The following is an 18,027-nucleotide window of genomic DNA, read 5'->3' as shown; positions in this document are numbered from 1 at the left end:
CCGGTCAATAAAAACGACCACGGGATGGCCATGAAATTCGTGTAGTCAGAAATGAGGCACAGGAATAGACATAAGTTTGAGGGGCTTCCCTGACTGATCAACGATTTATATTACAGGAACGAAGTGATGCAGAATTCGCAGAAATACGCGGCGGAGCTGATCGGAACATTTTGGCTAACATTCGGCGGTTGTGGCTCCGCCGTTCTGGCTGCCGCCTTCCCGGAACTAGGCATCGGCTTCATGGGCGTGTCTCTTGCCTTTGGCCTTACGGTGTTGACCATGGCCTACGCCATTGGACACGTATCGGGATGTCATTTGAACCCCGCCGTGACGGTTGGCCTCGCCGCAGGCGGGCGCTTTCCAACATCGCAGATCCTGCCCTATGTCGTGGCGCAAGTTCTGGGCGCCATTCTTGGAGCTTTGGTGCTTTATGTCATCGCAAGCGGTGCGCCGGGATTTGATGCCGCAGCAAGCGGCTTTGCCTCGAACGGCTATGGTGAGCATTCGCCAGGGGGTTATTCCATGGGTGCGGCCTTCGTGGCCGAGGTCGTGCTGACGGCTTTCTTCCTCTTCATCATCATGGGGGCAACCCATGGTCGTGCGCCTGTGGGCTTTGCCCCCATCGCCATCGGGTTGGGGCTGGTACTTATCCATCTGATCAGCATTCCGATTACCAACACCTCTGTGAACCCGGCACGCAGTACAGGTCCGGCGCTTTTTGCCGGAGGCTGGGCCTTGGGTCAGCTCTGGATGTTCTGGGTTGCCCCGCTGATCGGAGGGGCGGCAGGCGGGATTCTCTACCGCTGGCTTAGCCCGCAGCCTGAAGAGCCGGTCGTGGGCGGTATCCGCAGCCCCGGCTAAGCGATGGTGTCTCGATTAGAGATTAGATGAAGATCGTTGGCAGTTCGCTGATCCTTGTCGTGTAACGCGATGATCGGTGACCTGCCTTCGTCTCCCAAAATTCGGATACGCCCTCCAGGTCGGCCGCAGAGTTGAACCTTTGGGCATTTAGCTTCCCCTTTGTCGCAGAACCCACGCCCTAGATTTCTAGGATGAGAATAGGGCGTATCTCATAGTCTCGCATGTCCTGGTCGATCAAACTTTAGATCACAGACCAAAGCGCATTCCTCTTGGTGGCATAGCTTGCACGCTTTGTAAGGGTCTTGGTCGGCGCGATAAGTCCTTTGCGTCGATCTTCCCAAACCGCCGATAGGGGTGGGTTCTATCCTGAAACGCGACAAGCCATGATTTGCTGGGCTTTCGTGGATCGAGGAGTTCAACTTGGCATCGCATCTCATCCTCTCCGAGCGCCGCATCATTGCGGGCATGCTGCAGCGCAAGATCAGCGTGGCGCAGATTGCGGTGCAACTCGGCCGGCACCGCTCGACGATCCACCGCGAGATCGGGCGCAACTTCTGGCGCGATCCGGAGGTGCCGATGGCGACGGGCTACTGGCACATGAACGCTCAGCACCTGGCCGACGACCGTCGCAAGAGGCAGGCTAAGCTCCTGCAGGATGATGACTTACGGGGCGGCGTGATCGCAGCACTGGAGGCCGGCTGGCCTCCGCAGCAGATTGCCGGGCGCATGCGGCATGAGCGCGCGCGGCGGCGCGTCTGCCACGAGACTATCTACCGTTACGTCTACTCTCCAGATGGCCGAGCACAGGAGCTTGCCCGTTATCTTCCCGAGCGGCGGCGCAAGCGCAAGGCGCGCTACGCGCGCAAGCCGAGAAGCCTTGTCTTCCCAGAGCGCTGCATGATCAGGAACCGCCCTCAAGCCGTCAAAGACCGGCAGGTCTTCGGCCATTGGGAGGCCGACCTGATGATCTTCCGAAAGGAGCATGGGCCGGCCAATCTGGCCACGGTGGTCGAGCGCGTCAGCCGCTACACGGCGATCTTCCGCAACAACGATCGGCGGTCCAGGCCAATCATGGACAACCTGATCAACCTGCTCTCGCCCCTGCCCCGGCATGCCCGTCAAAGCCTGACTTTCGACCGAGGCCTTGAGTTTGTGTCGTGGCGCGAGCTTGAGGAAGGGCTTGGGGCGCAGGCCTGGTTCTGCGATCCACAGGCGCCTTGGCAGAAGCCTACAGTTGAGAACACGAACCGCCGCGTCCGGCGCTGGCTTCCGCGCGACACGATCTTGCTGACAATCCAGCAGAAAGAGTTGCTGGGCTTGGCTCAGCGGATGAACGCCACGCCCCGCAAATGCCTTGGCTACAGGACGCCGGCCGAGGTCTTCCGCGAGGAGTTGGCGAAGGCCTCAGGCCTGCAATAGCGTTTAAGTTGCGAGTGTTCGCTGCCGTTGACGGTACAGGTTATCCTGCCTAACATTTACCGGTCTGAAACAGGTTAGGCTTGGGAAGGTTGGCTCAGCCCCCGCACCCTGCGGGTCCTTCCGTTGCAAGGCAGCGGCCCGAGACTATCAAGGCGTCTGCGCGGTGCAGGAGCCGATAGGTAGGGTATGACATGAAGCCGAGAATTTCCGTTATAACACTTGGCGTGAGTGACCTCGAACGCTCGCTTTCCTTTTACCGTGATGGGCTTGGGATGCCCACCGAGGGCATCATCGGACAGGAGTTCGAGCATGGTGCGGTGGCGTTCTTTGACCTGTCCGGCGGGCTGAAGCTCGCCCTCTGGTCGCAGGCCGACATCGCCCACGATACTGGATTGCCAGTACAGCCGGTTAGCCCGACCGCCATAACGATCGGGCATAATGTAGCGCGACCGGAAGAAGTCGATCAGTACATGGAGGATGCGGTGCGGGCAGGTGCTGAAGTGATCAAATCTGCACAGGACACATTTTACGGCGGCTACGCTGGCTATTTCCGAGACCCTGACGGGCACCTTTGGGAAATCGTCTGGAACCCGGACCTGCTTCCGCTGGAGAATTGAGCTGCCCTATTGAAGTCCCCGGCCCTCCTGAGGCCAGCGGCAACACTACAGTTCACGCTGTCAGTGGCGCTGGATCCCCGCCTGACCCGGACGGGCTGCGATGGCGGATGTCTCCGCCCGCCCGGGTCAGGCTAAGTCGGCGCCCGTGTCGCGTTTCGAGTTGAATCCGCAAACCGAAGTAGAATTGTCGCGAACTGGCAAAGTTGATTTGTCGCCTCTGCCCTGAAGGCTGACGCTGCGCTGAGCAGCATGGCACGAGGGTTTTCGACATGGGACTTATCCTGATGAGCGAACGTGAGCTTCAACGGATCGAGGTGCTGTCATGCGCCGGGGGTTTCTTTACCTGGTAGCGATCATGGATTGGCACAGTCGGAAAGTGCTCAGCTGGCGGCTGTCGAACTCCATGGACGCGAGCTTTTGCGTCGAGGCTCTGAAGGAGGCACTGGCCAAATACGGGCCGCCCGAGATCTGTAATTCTGATCAGGGTTCGCAATTCACCAGCTCTGATTTCACCCAGGTGCTGCTGGACGCCAAGGTGAAGATCTCCATGGATGGCCGCGGTCGCTGGATCGACAACCGGATGATCGAAAGGCTGTGGCGTTCCCTCAAATACGAATGCGTTTACCTGAACGCTTTCGAGACCGGGTCCGAGGCCCGCCAGGGGATCGGCGCCTGGATCAGCTATTACAACGAAAAACGTCCGCACTCATCGCATGGGTTGCTGACGCCAGCTGAGGCCTATGATACCGCCACCTTGAACCTGAAAGCCGCCGCCTGACATGAAACCCATGCCAGAGCTTAGTGAGGCGGCAAACTGGTCGAAAAACCCGGACCACCTCTGAGTGCCCCGCGCCGGGTCTGCCAAGAGACGATCTATCAGTACATCTATTCCGAGGACGGTCGTCGTGAGCTGCTGCCGGTTTCGTGGACAGCAAGTTAAGCTAGCATAGCGCGGGCCTCGAATTCCATGGGGCTGATGTAGCCCAGCTTCGAGTGCCGCCTGCGCGGGTTGTAGAAGCGTTCAATGTAGTCGAAGACGTCGGCGCGGGCCTCATCGCGGGTGCGATAGACCTTGCGGTTGGTCCTCTCGATTTTCAGCGAAGAAAAGAAGCTCTCCATGGCCGAATTGTCCCAGACATTCCCGGCCCTGCTCATGGAACAGGTGATGCCGTTGTCGGCCAGCAGGCGCTGGAACTGCTCGCTTGTGTATTGGGCGGTCTCAACCGGTCGTCGCAACATGGTCAGTTTCGGCGTTCGTGAGCAGCGCGTCCAGTGCCTCTGCCGGGGTTCTCCAGCCGAGGGTTTTGCGCGGACGTCCGTTGAGCGCAGCTGCAACAGCTTCGAGATCATCAGGACCGTGCAAGCTAAGATCGGTGCCCTTGGGGAAGTATTGGCGCAGCAGCCCATTGGTGTTTTCATTTGTGCCGCGCTGCCATGGGCTGTGAGGATCGCAGAAGTAGACCGGCAGATCAGCGGCGACGGTCAGTTCGGCATGACGAGCCATCTCGGACCCCTGATCCCAAGACAGCGACCGCCGAAGATGGCGGGGCAGATGAACGATGCTCCGCACGATGGCATCGCGCACGGCCTCGGCACCGTGACCCGCAAGAGGCGGCCCATTCTTCACGCGTGGTCCGTCACCATGCCCGGGCATCCGTGGAAGGTGCAGCAACAGCGTTAAGCGCGTCTGCCGCTCGACCAGCGTGCCGATGGCAGAGCGGTTGAGGCCGATGATGAGGTCGCCTTCCCAATGGCCGGGGACGGCACGATCCGCAGCTTCGGCGGGGCGCTCGCTGATCATGATTTCGGATGTCACGAAGGATTTTCCTCGGCCGGCAGTCCGGGCACGGGGCACACGCAACGCTCGACCAGTGCGCAAACACGCCGTCAGCTCACGGCGCAGAGCGCCACGCCCCTGAATGTAGAGCGCCTGGTAGATGGCCTCGTGACTGATCCGCATGGTCTCGTCCCCTGGAAAGTCGATGCGCAACCGACCGGCAATCTGCTCGGGACTCCAGGCTTTGGCCCACCGACGCGATTGCCGCCGTCCATGTCGCCGGCCTTTCCAGGCTGTAGGCGGGCCAACAACGACCGAGCCACCCGGGTGCGAGATATGGCCGGAGAGCCTGTCCTGCACATACTGCCGCAAAGCCGCGTTCGTCGCCAGCTTTGCGGCCTTTGGCCGCTCGGCCGCGCGCTCGGCATGCCACTGGGCCGTGGTCGCACGATACTCAAACCCGCCGGAGCGTGTGGCGGCATTGCGACGGATCTCCCGCGAGATAGTCGACGCAGCGCGGCCAAGACGGCGGGCAATCTCACGCAAGCCGACATTCTGCACCAAGAGCAGAGCGATCTCTTCACGCTCTTCCAGGCACAGGTAGCGCCGAGACGGTGCCGCCGCGGATGGAGCTAGATGTGAAGGGGGCATGCCGCCAGCCTTTCGAAACCACCGTGTTCCGACCGGCTGCGAGATGCCGGTCCGGGCGGCAGCGTCCTCGCTGGAAAGACCCAATGCAATCAGGGACCAGAAACGGCGCCGCTCCGACTGCCTTGCCACTCCCGGCCGCCCTGGTGAGCGCAATTTGCGCCTCGTCGACTGTTCGGATCTTCGTTTGCCTGTCGTCATCGCAACCTCCATCAGCAGAGTGTTGCGACGACCGGTTGAGACCGCCTTGGGATCCCTGGTCGGAATGATGAAGGAGAGCGTCAGCTTTTCCTCGGCGCCAGACCGCCATCATCAGAGCATCCATGACCAGCGATGCATCGCGATCTGCCTTCATGGACCAACCGACCGCGCGGCGGGAAAACAGGTCCAGAACGACCGCGACATACAGCCAGCCCTCGGCAGTCCAGATGTATGTGAAATCGGCCAGCCACTTCTGGTTTGGCCGATCTGCCTGGAAATCCCGGTCCAGGATGTTGTCGGCAATGATTGAGCGCTCACCATCGTCCTTGGGCTTGCCTCTGCGCCGAGGCCGAGCCTTGAAGGCGTTGCAGCGCATCAGTCGCTCGATCCTGTGCAAGCCGCAGGCCAGTCCTTCTTCTAGAACATCGCGCCACACGCGCCGCGCGCCATAGGTTCGATCACTGGTTTTGAAGCTCGTCTCGATCGCCATGACCAGCTTGGTATCATGGATCTCGCGGGTGCTTGTCGGGCGGTTGAGCCAGGCGTGGAAGCCGGAGCGCGACACCTCCAGCGCCTCGCAGAGCCAACTGACTGGCCAAATGTGCCGGTGCTTGGCAATGAAGGCGAACCTCAAGTCGCTTCCCTCGCGAAGAATGCCGCGGCTTTTTTTAGGATGTCACGCTCCGCCTTGAGCTTGGCGACCTCTTTCTTCAGGGCTGCGATCTCTGCCAGCTCGGCACGCTGCTGGCCATTGCCGGGAAACGCCGTGACAGGGGCCGCTGCGGCCTCCCGCATCCAACGTCGCAGCACGCTCTCAGCCAGATCCAGATCCCGGGCTGCCTGCGCCACCGCAACGCCCCGCTCCGTCACCAGCTTCACAGACTCAAACTTGAACTCCTTCGTGAACTTCCGTCTCACCATGTCCGATCTCCGTTTCCTTGGTCACGATCTTATCTTCGTGTCCACGAAACCGGCAGCAGCTCATCGAGGTGAACTGTGGCGCCACCTGCCCTCTGGCCGCCGGCGCCGTCGGGGCTACCGGCTTCGCAAGCGCCCGCCACCGAGATTTGCGCCTGAACTCAGCACCTTGTTCCGCCCGGACATCATCGCGCATCGCAAGCAGTTCGGTCACTGGGAGGCTGACCTGGTGCTGTTCCGGCAGAAGTATGGGCCGGCCAATGTCACCACCATGATCGAGCGCACAAGTCGCTTCCTGGTCGCGTTGAAGAACACCGAAAAGCGCACCAAGCCGATCATGGCGCAGATCGCCCAAGCATTGACGCCCCTGCCCCGGCATGCCTGCCGATCGATCACCTTTGACCGTGGTTCCGAGTTCATTGAGTGGCCGCAAAACCATGATCGCCCTACCGTATCCGGATAATTGTCTGCATGAATACTTATACTTTCGCACAGGTTGCGGAGCCACTCGTCTAAACCTGCCAGCGCTGCGTCATCGCGGCAACGCTTTGCCAGCCCACGCGCTGAAGCTCCTCCTTCATGGAGGTGATATCGATGCTCGTGTCATTGCAAGCCTGCTCCAAGCGTAAAGCAGAAGTGGAAAGTAACTGCGCTCCAAATGTTCCCCCATTCCCATTGAGGTCGTGCGCGATTTTTCCAACGGAGACATGGTCGGTGCATTCCTCGAGCTGATTGAGGCGATCCGATATACTTTGTACCCAGGCCCGTATCAGATTGAGGAGTTCGTCTCTCTCCACAACATTCGCCAGCGCCTCCAGGGGGGAATCGTCTAGGATAATATCTGCAGCCCCGCTCCTGCATGGCGTTGATTCACTGCAGTTCGATTGATCCTGCACAAGAATGCGGCGAACGGAGGATAGCAGCTTTGCAGGATCTACGGGCTTGGAAAGATAATCGCTCATCCCCGCCGCGATACATCGTTCTCGGTCGCCGGCCATCGCATGCGCAGTCAGGCCAATAATTGGTATCGCTCCCTTGGGCGCAGGAAGACGGCGGATCCTGCGGCTTGCCCGAAAACCATCCATCACTGGCATCTGAACATCCATCAGAACCAGATCATATAATCTATTCTTGATCGCTGCTACACATTGCGCACCATCATCGGCTGTATCGACGAGCGCACCTTCTTTTCGGAGGATCGCTTCGGCATATCGCTGATTTATCTGGTTGTCGTCGCAGAGCAGGATACGGAGGCCCGTCAAAGCTCGATCCGGAGCCAAGACGTTGACCACTCGGCCTTCGACATTTCCAGTGCAGACCCGCTGAAGGATGTCGATCATGCTTTGGCGTCGGACCGGCTTCGTCAGAACGGCCTCGATGCAGCTAGCCCTTTCTGCCAATGGACGATGACCGGGTCCTGCCGAGGTTGCCAAGATAATGCGTGTGTTTGCAAAGCGCTCGTCATCCGATACGCGCTTTGCAAATGTATCGCCAGCCATGCCTGGCATCATCTGGTCGAGCACGATGAAGTCGTAAGTCTCGCCACTGTGCCAAGCGCGCTCAAGCGCTGCATAACCCGCGAAAGCGTCCTCGGCATCAGTTACCACGACCTCCTCGCGTTCGAGCATGCGCCGCATCAACCGCCTGTTCATTTCGACGTCGTCGATGATGAGTGCCCGCAGGCCCTGCAAGGAAGCGCGCGGTTTACTCTGCCCCGCCTGCCTCGCGGCACCTGGCTGAAGGGGGACGGTAAACCAGAACTTGCTGCCGTCTCCAGGCTGGCTCTCTAGCCCGATGTTGCCGCTCATCAGGCCGACGAGGGACTTGCTGATCGCCAGTCCGAGGCCGGTTCCTCCGGAGCGTCGGGTCACTGAACTATCGACCTGCGAGAACTTGTCGAAGAGATGCTTCTGGGCCGCCGCCGGTATGCCAATCCCGGTGTCCCGGATCTCGAACCGGATAATATGGCGCTCCCCCTCTGCGGTGGCAACCGTCTCCTTGACGGCTACTGACACCTCGACTGATCCACGATCGGTAAACTTAACAGCGTTACCCACAAGATTCACGAGTATCTGACGGAGCCGCGCTGGATCTCCCAACCACTCGGCTGGCATACCATCATCAAGCGATAGTCCGATCGCGATATCCTTGGATGCGGCTGCGGTCGCTGACACCTCCAGCGCACTTTGAACCAGATCCTCCATTTCGAAGATGATGCTCTCGAGCTCGACCTTGCCCGCCTCCAGCTTTGATATATCCAGAAGGTCGTTGATCAGCATCAGTAGAGCTTCGGCGCTGTCACGTACTGCAGCTGCGTACTGCGTCTGCTCGTCATCCAACATTGTCTCGAGAAGCAGCGAGTTCATCCCCAGAATGCCGTTCATCGGCGTTCTGATTTCATGGCTCATGTTGGCAAGGAAATCTGACTTTAGGCGGTTCGCTCTTTCCGCAGCTCGGCGAGCGTCCGTCTCAAGCTGCATCCGCCGCCGCTGATCCGTAGCATCGATATACAGAATTGCGTAGCACGCATTGTCCAATGGGATCCCGCGGATCTCAAGGGTGGTTCCGTCGGGCCGCACATGTTCAAGCAGCATCGGGCGAGCCACCTGCACCGCCGCAACTGTCGTCTCCACGTTGTCAGCGGGTGAGGTGCTGCCAAATTCGCCTCGTTTGCGGAGCAGTCGCAGCACCGGGCGCAGCATACGCCCCTGTACTCTTGCCCCGACGCTATGAAGCCCCAGAAGTTCGGAACTGGAAAGGTTGGATACGGAAATGCGCATTTCGGCATCAAGCAGAAGAATGCCAATCGGGAGGTTTTCGACCAGATCCTGCAGCTGTTTGCCTGCACTGTCTGCAAGGGCATGGGACGCAGCAATCTCGCGCGCCTGTTCCTCGTGCCATTTGCGCGCCATCCGAAGCTGCAGTTGGTCCATCACGAGCGCCGCAAGTTTCTCGAGGCAAACCTGCTGCTCGGGCCCGAAGTTCTTCCTCGGGCTTCGGTCCAGGATGCAGAGCGATCCGATCCGATAGCCTTCATGCGTCGTCAGTGGCGCCCCGGCGTAGAAGCGGAAGCCATCCTCATGCGCGACAAGCGGATTGTCAGCGAAGCGCGCGTCCTCGCGTGCGTCCGGGATCAGACACACGCCAGTCTTCATGATGGCATGCGCACAGAATGCGACACTTCGCGGCATTTCTTGCAACTTGATCCCCCGCCGCGCCTTGAACCATTGACGCTCGGCATCCACCAGCGAGATCAGCGCGACAGGGACATTGAACAACATGGTTGCCAGGTGCACGATGTTCTCGAAACTCTGCTCAGCGGGTGTATCAAGGACTTCCAAGGCCCTGAGAGCAGCGAGACGAGCATGTTCGCCTTCGGGTATAGGAAAATTGCTAGCCTTCACCAGCGAAGGGTGGTCGTTGTGTGGCGTTGTCATTTCCTGTCTCCGTTGCCGGTGAGAAGAAGGGTGCTGACATCGGAAGGCGTCTGATGCCGTTTAAGCCCTGGCAACCTGCCGTATCCGCTGTATCAGACCCGCGATTTCTTCTGATAGCCAGCCGCCCTTCTGTCGCGAGTTCAAATGCTTGAGTTCGCGCGCTGCCCGTTCGTGGCTGATGCGCTCGGTCACCATGTCCCGGTAGATCCGGTTTGCCTTCTTGCGCCGCCGAACGGCGTCACCTGCATCGAGAAACGCTTCTACGGCTTCTATGATCTTGTCGATCCGGCTGCCGGAGCGTGAAATATTCATCTCCTGCCGCACCTCTGCGAGTTGCTCTTCAAGAGAGGCGCTTATCAGGTCGAGCTGCGGGCCGAGACGGTCGCCATCCCGTGCCCGCAGTCTTGCAACGGTGGCCTGCACGCGCTCTTCGGCGGCGATCCCGAACTCCTGGAAGGTCAGAAGTGTCTGAAGACCTTCGGCAGAGACCAGAGAATCGGAGCTTTCTGCCTTCTCGCAAGCCGAGTGCACCGTCTCCCAGGCCTGCCACCGATAGACAAAGTCCAGTCCGGTCCCCTTGATGTTCTGCATGCCGATGGTCCTGTTGAAAATACCCGGCGGGGTCACCTGGCAAGCCACGTCGATGACCTTGTTTCCAGAGGCATAGAAATCCTCAACAACAGTGATCTTGCGCTGGAACCACTGCTTGACCTGGTTGCGGAACGCGCGATTCAAACGTTCCCTGTCGCCCCCTTCGCCGATTAGCGCCAACATCTCCTTGTATTCTCTGACAGTCCGCTGCATCTCCGCCAAGTAGAGCAGGAGGTCTTCGGCTTCGGCCACATCCGCCGCCGCAAGCGCCGACCTTAGATGCTCGTGGTCATCGCGCCGGGGGAGGAGAGCCTCTACGTCGAGGTCGACATCCAGCCCTTCAAGCGCCGCGCGCAGGCGATCCACGACATGCTGGTTGCGGTAAGGGATCCGCAGATGCCGGGCCACAGCCTCCAGCACCTCCCGCGGCTCTGAACCTTCCTGTGCCATTTCCGGCCAAAGCGTTGCATCCTCAAGCCGTGCCTCCAGCGCCTCGTCGATATAGCCCTGCATCCCCTCTAGGTTGGAGCCGATGAGCACGATCAGATCGAGGCTGACGTCATTCACCACCAAATCTGCGAACACCCGCGATCTCGGCACCCTGTCTGCACGGTTGTTGACCACCGCCGTGAGAAGCACGCCTGGCTCCGCATAGGCGTCCTGCTGGTCGAACCCCATCCGCCTCCAGTTCCCGAGGGCCCCGAATTTTTCGTTCGCAGAATTCCCCATGACGAACTGCATCCGCCTACGGCGCATGGTGGTGATGGGGTACGCCTTCAGCACGCCGATGTCTGGAACCACGCGATCGGCCATCTCCCGCAGGGCGAAATCGCTGTCGACGCCGATCTCTCTGGCCATGCGCAGCACCAGCGCGATGTTCAGCGGATGCTCCTCGTAGGGGAAACGGCGCAGGGCGTCGGACGGCAGCAAGCCTGCCTCCAGCCAACCGACGCTGTCTATGGAGGTGCCCAGATCACGCGCAGCATTGGCCAGTATCGGCCGCATCTGTTCTTCCGTCGTCAGTAGGCGCCCTTTGCGGGGGATGAAGTTCGTCATCACCTCTGGGATATTCCGCCCCGCCGGCCCTTGGAGATCTTCATGATCAGGATAGGTGTTGGTGATGGTGGAAATATCGTCACGCATCCAGTGCCTTTGGAGTACCTTGACGTAACCCGGTGTCAGGCCCATGCACTCCCACAAGAACACATCGCCTTTTAGCTTCGTGGCAAGGCGCGCCAGCTGCTCTTGTTCCCAGATTGTCGCCTTGTCATACGGGCGAAACAGGAACATCTCCTTCACAGGGCCGAAGGGGAAACCGTACAGGAACATCGCCTCGTTGCCGGTGGTCTTGGACACGAGCGAGTAGCCAAGCGCATTGATCAGCGCTGCCTTGATCCGTTCAGTGCCGGATTTTCCTCGTGTTCCCCATCCGCCGAGCACAAGCGGCAAGGCAGCTCGAGTGCGGCGCATGCGAGCATTGACCCAGATGTGACGCCCGAAGAACCACAAGAGTACTGCTGCCAGAAAGATTGCGAGGTGGCGGAGCGTGTTCTGATAGACAGAATAGGAATAGCTTTCGAAGCGGCCCCAGAACCCCGGTGGTATCAGGACAAGCGAGGCTGCCGGGAAAAAGCGTAACACCGACCGGTCCTGTTCCTCGGCTTTTTCATGCGGAAGCAGTTTGAAGGAAAAACCCAGATCCGCCAGCGCTTCGAGATAGCTGGAGGGGGCGTGGCTCCGCGCCGGCGTCCAGTTCCGAAGATGTGCCACCTCCGAAAACCGGAGGCTGAGAAGGATCCGGCTGCGGACCCGGCGCAGAAAACCTTTCGGCGGGGTCATCTCGGTGATGCCTTCGCTCGTGACGATGCGAACAGTGCTACCCGTGTCGATGGCCGAGAGCGCATGGTCGGGGAGCGGCAGATAAGGGCGCCAGCCGGCTTCTTCGCCAATGAAGAACGGCTCTCCAGGAACCTTGGTCTGCGCCAATTCCGCCATCACCGTTGATGGCGCGTGCCATCTCCCCGAAAAGACGCGGCCGATCGTATGAGGGAACGCCTGCCGCTTGTCGGGAGACGGATGCCGAAATTCGTACCATGCCCGCCATGCACGAAACACGAACCTGTCCCCACGGCGGATCTTCGGAGAAACACCCAAGCCTCCACAGTGCAGGTCGAAGCCGAAATCAGTCTGAGCCATAACAGACAGCACACGGGCGACGAGATGAGGCTGCTCCCGAACTGTTTGACGGATCTTGCCGATCCTGCACCAACTTCCTTCGCGCTTTCCCTCAACAGCGCCGCGAAGATAATCGTTCAACTCCCGGGCTCGAGGCTCCTGCCAGCACCAGATACGCTCTCGGGATTGGGCCGCCCAACGACGCACCGCCAGCGATGGCGCGTCTGTCCGGAGCGTCTCCATTTCAGGGACAAGGAACGCTACCCAGTCATCAGCATCCACATCGTCCAGATTTTGAAGCGCGGTAGCTGCAACGTCGAGGGCGACCCGAAGAACGAAATCGTTCGTTTCCTCCTGCAACACCTGCTTCAAGGTGGAACTGGATATTCGGACATCCACAACCCGTACAATAGCGGTCAATGCCCGAACCGCTGCGCCTCTGACCTCTGGCGCATCATCTTCGCAAGCCAGCGCTATCAGGCAGTCATGAACGGCGCCTTCTGGAAGATATTCAAGGTGCAGAGCCAGCGATTGCCGGACCGCAGGGCTTGGATCCTTGCGGATCAAGGGCAGCAACTCCGCCAGCCGTGGTGCGTCCGATATCTCCTTGCACAACATTCCCACTGCGTGCCGACGCACCCAGAAATCGTCCCCGGCCGAGGGCTTGGCTATGCGGCGCGAAAGAACTTCCTGGAAGCGTGCCACGGAAAGAAGCCTGAGCAATTCAAGCGCGTGTATCTGCGCTTCCACCGCCTCGGCATTTGGTTGTGAAGCAACGCGGTATACCCGGCGGAGCGTCGCCTCCCCTAGAAGATCCTCACGGAGATGGGCCGGAAGCGACCGCAGAACCTCGCGGAGGCAACTCAAGGCTGCGGTTCGCACCCTGGCGTCGCCGATGTAGTTCAGCCCGTCGGTGACCGCTTGCTCAATCCTGCTGCGTCGCCATGCGCCGCGCAATTCCATCTCTGCCATGCCCGACATGAGGGTGACGGCCAGAACGGAAAGACGGTTCAGCCCGAAGGCCGCCTGCCGCTCGGTCAGAGCAATCCTGCGCCGCGAGCGCTCGGCCACTGCATCGAGTCCAAACCAGCGGCGGAAGGCCTTCGCGTCCCCCCGGAGCTGCCGTGCACCGGCGCCGAGCGCGCGCGCATAATCCAGTATCCGAAGGCGGCGCGCCTCTGCATCTGGTGCCTGCGCAATGCTGGCGTTGAAGGCTGCGTTGATCTGCTTGACCTTGTCGATCTGGATTATGCAATCCGATACCCAGACCGAGAGCCGCGCAGTGGCAGCGCCAAACGGATCCGGATCATCAAGCGCTTCCACCAGTACGCCTTCGATCTGGGCTACAAGCGGGGCTTCGATCTTCCTTCGGGTCGGATGAATGCCGCTCATGAGAAGCGACCGGAGATGCTCCCGGTCGAAAAGGGCCGACGCGGGGACCTCCTTCTGCCAATCGGAGCCGGCGTCTGGCATCACTCTTCCCACCCGTCGTCCTGGTCGTCTTGTTCAGCTGGTAGCAAGCCTGCGGCCGCGCAGACCGGCAGCTGTCCGCCGGTGATGGCGGGCACCCGCTCCGCAGGTGCGGCGAGACGCGGAGCGGGTGCGCCCTGCGCCGGCTCATCAACAGCCTCGGCATCCGGAAGCAGTTGGAAGACCCGCAGGAGCAACTGATCCTCCCCATCTTCGGGCGGAAAAGTCACCGTCTGTAGGCCGGGTTCAACCGCGCGGTAGTTTACCTGGGTTCTGCCATCCTGATATTCGTGAAGCCGCAACCATGCGGGCCCCTCCAGCGTCAGCTGCGCAGGCTCTTCGGGCGTTGATACCTCAAAGCGCCGGGAACCGGAATCCTCAATGAATGGCTCCCCCCCCATCTGCAGCCTCAACCGGACGAACTGGTTCGCGTGGCGGGAAAGGATGGAGAGGTGCAGTGCATGCTCGCCCTCCGAAACCGGCAATTCGAAGCGATGCGCGGGTTCGCCCTGCACGAGGGTCACCGTCACCGGCTCTTCCTCGTCCAGCTGATAGCGCACCGTCACGGGGCGGGACGGCAGGGTGGGAACGGTTTCAAGCGCAAGCACGCCTTCCACAACCGCCGGCTCCGGATTCACCAGCGAGACGACCGTGTCGGCGGAGTTGGAAAGAAAGCGTTCTCCTTGGTCCAGCACAGGCAACAAGCCCAACCGGGTTCTAAGCGCGGGACTCTCGACCTGTGGCCTCGGCAGGTCCACCGTCCGTGTTCCCGCGCTGAGATCGAAAGAGGTAACGCGTTCCCAGCTGGCTCGCCGCAAGAACCGCTGCCAGACACTGGTAACCGCAGAGTCGCTGGCATGCTGTTCGCTCAGACGCGCGGCGGAAACAAGCAGATCACGACGTTGGTCAGGGGCAGCCTCGAACTTATGCAACAACTGCGCAAGTTCCTGCGCCGGGGTCAGCTGGCCCGTCTGCGCCGGAACAGAACGCGACGTGGTTTCGGCGGACACGAGAAGGGGGATGCTTTCGGTCCCGACGGTGACCGTGTGCTTCCCCGCAGGAATGTCAACGACCTCCTCAACCGCGGTCCCCGCCCTTGCCTTGATCCCGATAAGTTCGATCCCCGGTGCCGCCTGGTTTCCGGTGATCGGGATCTGGATCTGTCGATCGCCGGTGGCGACGGTGAACCATCCCTCTATGGGCTCGTCGCCTGTCGTATCATGCAGCGGCCGCGCGCTGATCCGCAGCCGCACTGGCCCATTGATGCTCAAGGTCAGCGGCTGCCGCGATGTGGCCCGGTAAAATCGCCCCTGTGTCCCACGCGCGGTTGCGAGGTAGTCCGCAGCACCGGCGCTTCTGGTCACCGTATGCTCAGCACTTTCCCAGACAGGGCGGAGCTTGGTGGTGCTGCCGGGAGGAAGCGATGCGGATGTCGCCCACCCGGCCCGGAGCATCGCGTCCCGGAAGCTGTTGGCGCGTTCGCGCGGCAGCAGCAAAGCCACTGTTGCTGCCATCTCGTCCTGTCCCTCTGCCTCCAGCGCGCGTGCAAGGTGCTCAAGGCTATGAACAGAAAAATCGCGGCTGAGTTCTGCAACCTCCAGCCCCAACACGGCTTCGGCCACGCCCTCGCTTCGATACTTTTCCAGAAGCCGCTGGTAGGCTTCGCGCCGGTAGGACGCGTTTTCCGTCGTCAGATAAAGGTTCTTCAGGATGCGCTCGGCCAGGAATGCTTCCCCTAGCTCCTCCAGTATCCTTGCGCGCTCAAGCTGGCTCCGGGCCCAGGTGTCCCCTTGCGTGATCTCCGCCACCTCGGTCCAGTGCTCCAGCGCATCCAGCATCCGCTGTTCTTGAGTCGCCTGTTCCGCCTGCTCAACCCGTTCGGCGACACGCGCTGGACCATCAGTCTCTGCTGCCGGCCTGATGCGGCGCTCCGGCGGAAGCGAGCCGAACAGGGTCCGCTCCCGCGCCCGCAGCAACCTGAGAAGAGGCGTCCACGTGTTGTAAAGCTCATCGACTGCGGCCGGTCCGGCCTCACCGACCCACTTCACGAAGGAGCAGCGACCGGGCTGCTCAAGCCAGTCGGCGCAAGCCACGGCGGACTGCACTGCTTCAGCAAAGAGTTCGCGCGCCGCTTCGGTACCGATGCTGTTGATTTCGGCGGCATATGCCGCTTCGCCAAGGGTTGGTGTGGCGGCTGCCCGATACTGCAGCGCGACCCGCACATCATCCCGCGAGGGATCACTGGCCCAGACACGGATTGTTCTGCTCTTTGCCGGAAGCGGCAGGCGGATTGTGCCGGCCTCGAACAATCGTGCCGGAGTTTGGTAGGTGCCAAAAACATCGGTTTCGGTGACTGCGCCCGGAGCCACGCCGGCGGCCTCCGCCAGCCGCAAGAGACCTTGGGAGGCGGGGGACGGATTATCGGCGGCACGCGGCACTTCGGCTTCAGGCAGTGCCAGAACGCGAGTTGGCGTGCCGCCATCAAGGCTCATGTAGATGTCGGCAGGCGCTTCCAGCGCGGTTTGATTAACGAGCAAGCGCAGCTCGGATGCTGCCTCTCGCGGCGGCGGCAGGTAAGAAAGCGAACCTGCCAAAGGCACGGGCACGAACACTGCCCTTACCAGTCGATCGAGAAGAACGGGCGTCGGGAGTCCCCCGATCGCGGACGCGGTCTGATCCGCTCCGTCCTGCGGGATCCGCAGCTCGTCGACATAGGCAATCTCTTGGCTGAACCCCTCTGGGCTGTGCGGGACCAGGTCGCGGAAGAAGCTGTAGGCGCTCTCCAAGCGCGATGCAGAGGCTTCGATCTGCCGCCGGTCTGCTCGTGTCGAGGCGATGCTGCGCAACTGCTCCACCGCGGTCAGCGACCCGCCAAGCATTGCGTTGTCACGCGCCGTTCGCCGCGCCACACGCTCCAGTTGCGCCTGCGAAGTGCAGGCAAAGGCGCCGAGGTCGCCGACCTGGCTCTGTGGCAGATCCCAGCTGCTGGACAGCGATACGCTCTGCGGCGTCTTGCTCACCGTCAGTCTGGCGAACAACTGCTGGGACGGATTTATCTGCAGGAGGTGATCCCCCTCCGGGATGTCAATGTATTCGGTCTGCGGCGAGCCAACAACGAGCCCAGGGTTCCCATCCACCCGTGCATCGAGATCAGGGCCAGACTCGTATTCCAGAACCACCCGAGGCACCCCGTTCAGAGCGGCATTGACGCGGTAGCTCCTTGTCCAATCCGATGTTCCCTCAAGCAGCAGACGGGTCTGGAGCACCAGGGTCGCAGGACCGGTAACTGAGATCTGCGTGGGCGCCGATGCAGCAAGAAGCTTGAATTCGGCATCTCTGCCGCCGGGGCGCTTGATGATGGCGTCGGTGCCGGGGACGTCCATGCCGCTCAGCCGGCGAGCGCGCCTGCTTGACGCTTCGAACGTGCTGGAAACGCGAAATCGTATCCGCATCTCGTCGCGCGCGTCGGAGGGCCGCTCGACATGCAGCACGGAAGCGCTGTCTTGCGCTGGCAGGACAAGGGCGCCATCCAGGGAGAAAATCTCTGGATAGGCGATGAGGCCCGTCCCGTTGGAAACCCCCACCCTCAGATCGCCCGGGCTCAAATCGCGACCGGCGCGAATTTCAAAGGCGGAGCCGGGTGGAAGTTGCAGCACGACCTTTTCACCGGGATGCAAGCGTGCGGAGCACGGGCCCGACAGGCCGATCAACCCTGGCAGGACCCGAAGATCGCCCGGCTGGCAGCCGCCTATTTCCGGCAAGCCTGGCGCTGGATCGCGATAACCTGTGCAACTCTCCAGCATCAGCAGCATAGAGAGGCACCCGATTGCACGTGCCATGCGGATCTGTGTCATGTGGCTCTTCCAGTATCTTCGAGACGCTAACGCAGGGGCTGCGGCCAAGCTGGATTTAC

At 61.0% G+C, this 18,027-nt stretch carries 9 protein-coding genes and 3 pseudogenes; 5 read left to right on the top strand and 7 right to left on the bottom strand.

The features are described from left to right. Positions 1-126: 126 nt before the first annotated feature. Complete coding sequence (gene aqpZ, locus SY26_RS07040; RefSeq protein WP_045999922.1) at positions 127-861, top strand: aquaporin Z; 735 nt, start codon at positions 127-129, stop codon at positions 859-861. A gap of 22 nt (positions 862-883) precedes the next feature. On the opposite strand, the gene SY26_RS22155 is transcribed toward aqpZ, so the two are convergent. Then, positions 884-1,036, bottom strand: a complete 153-nt coding sequence (locus SY26_RS22155; RefSeq protein ID WP_081403206.1) for a DUF4113 domain-containing protein — start codon at positions 1,034-1,036, stop codon at positions 884-886. A 245-nt stretch (positions 1,037-1,281) separates the two neighbouring features. Here SY26_RS22155 and SY26_RS07035 point away from each other — a divergent pair, with 245 nt between their 5' ends. The 3 genes and pseudogenes from SY26_RS07035 to SY26_RS07025 form a co-directional block, all read left to right on the top strand. Next, positions 1,282-2,280: an IS30 family transposase gene (locus tag SY26_RS07035; RefSeq protein WP_255352858.1), complete on the top strand. Its 999-nt coding sequence runs from the start codon at positions 1,282-1,284 to the stop codon at positions 2,278-2,280. 191 nt (positions 2,281-2,471) lie between these two features. Beyond that, positions 2,472-2,897 carry a VOC family protein gene (locus SY26_RS07030; protein ID WP_045999921.1) on the top strand — a complete coding sequence of 142 codons (426 nt, stop codon included), beginning with the start codon at positions 2,472-2,474 and terminating at the stop codon, positions 2,895-2,897. Between the two features lie 322 nt (positions 2,898-3,219). Beyond that, positions 3,220-3,675, top strand: a pseudogene (locus SY26_RS07025) (IS3 family transposase); the annotation flags it as partial. Positions 3,676-3,833: 158 nt separating this feature from the next. Here the strand turns inward: SY26_RS07025 and SY26_RS07020 are convergent. The 3 genes and pseudogenes from SY26_RS07020 to SY26_RS07010 form a co-directional block, all read right to left on the bottom strand. Beyond that, positions 3,834-4,112, bottom strand: a pseudogene (locus SY26_RS07020) (IS3 family transposase); the annotation flags it as partial. Positions 4,113-4,116: 4 nt separating this feature from the next. Beyond that, positions 4,117-5,523 (bottom strand): IS30 family transposase, encoded by a 1,407-nt coding sequence (locus SY26_RS20410; protein ID WP_232303292.1) that lies wholly within the window; start codon positions 5,521-5,523, stop codon positions 4,117-4,119. Positions 5,524-5,569: 46 nt separating this feature from the next. After that, positions 5,570-6,444: pseudogene (locus tag SY26_RS07010) on the bottom strand (IS3 family transposase); the annotation flags it as partial. Between SY26_RS07010 and SY26_RS21050 the strand changes: the two are divergent. Next, entirely contained in the window at positions 6,443-6,904 is a 462-nt protein-coding gene (locus SY26_RS21050) for an IS30 family transposase (RefSeq protein ID WP_198143119.1), read from the top strand. The pseudogene SY26_RS07010 and the gene SY26_RS21050 overlap by 2 nt on opposite strands. A 49-nt stretch (positions 6,905-6,953) precedes the next feature. Here SY26_RS21050 and SY26_RS19870 read toward each other — a convergent pair whose 3' ends face one another. From SY26_RS19870 to SY26_RS06985, 3 genes are read right to left on the bottom strand one after another with little or no spacing between them, the layout of a single operon-like run. After that, on the bottom strand, positions 6,954-9,878 hold the full coding sequence (locus SY26_RS19870; protein WP_052715184.1) for a response regulator: 2,925 nt from the start codon (positions 9,876-9,878) through the stop codon (positions 6,954-6,956). A gap of 60 nt (positions 9,879-9,938) precedes the next feature. Continuing rightward, on the bottom strand, positions 9,939-14,117 hold the full coding sequence (locus SY26_RS06990) for a HEAT repeat domain-containing protein (protein ID WP_045999917.1): 4,179 nt from the start codon (positions 14,115-14,117) through the stop codon (positions 9,939-9,941). Further along, positions 14,117-17,968 (bottom strand): lipopolysaccharide assembly protein LapB, encoded by a 3,852-nt coding sequence (locus SY26_RS06985; RefSeq protein ID WP_045999916.1) that lies wholly within the window; start codon positions 17,966-17,968, stop codon positions 14,117-14,119. The genes SY26_RS06990 and SY26_RS06985 overlap by 1 nt, the downstream gene beginning before the upstream one ends. Positions 17,969-18,027: the final 59 nt, after the last annotated feature.

Source organism: Paracoccus sp. 228, assembly GCF_000967825.1.
Lineage (GTDB): Bacteria > Pseudomonadota > Alphaproteobacteria > Rhodobacterales > Rhodobacteraceae > Paracoccus > Paracoccus marcusii.
The sequence above is the reverse complement of the archived record's forward strand: the minus strand, read 5'-3'. Positions and strand labels throughout refer to the sequence as shown.

Excerpts from the sequence above, each read along its gene's own strand:
- SY26_RS21050 (WP_198143119.1), top strand. The coding sequence starts at position 6,443 with ATGTCCGATCTCCGTTTCCTTGGTCACGATCTTATCTTCGTGTCCACG.
- SY26_RS06990 (WP_045999917.1), bottom strand. The coding sequence starts at position 14,117 with ATGCCAGACGCCGGCTCCGATTGGCAGAAGGAGGTCCCCGCGTCGGCC.
- SY26_RS06985 (WP_045999916.1), bottom strand. The coding sequence starts at position 17,968 with ATGACACAGATCCGCATGGCACGTGCAATCGGGTGCCTCTCTATGCTG.
- SY26_RS20410 (WP_232303292.1), bottom strand. The coding sequence starts at position 5,523 with ATGACGACAGGCAAACGAAGATCCGAACAGTCGACGAGGCGCAAATTG.
- aqpZ (WP_045999922.1), top strand. The coding sequence starts at position 127 with ATGCAGAATTCGCAGAAATACGCGGCGGAGCTGATCGGAACATTTTGG.
- SY26_RS19870 (WP_052715184.1), bottom strand. The coding sequence starts at position 9,878 with ATGACAACGCCACACAACGACCACCCTTCGCTGGTGAAGGCTAGCAAT.
- SY26_RS07030 (WP_045999921.1), top strand. The coding sequence starts at position 2,472 with ATGAAGCCGAGAATTTCCGTTATAACACTTGGCGTGAGTGACCTCGAA.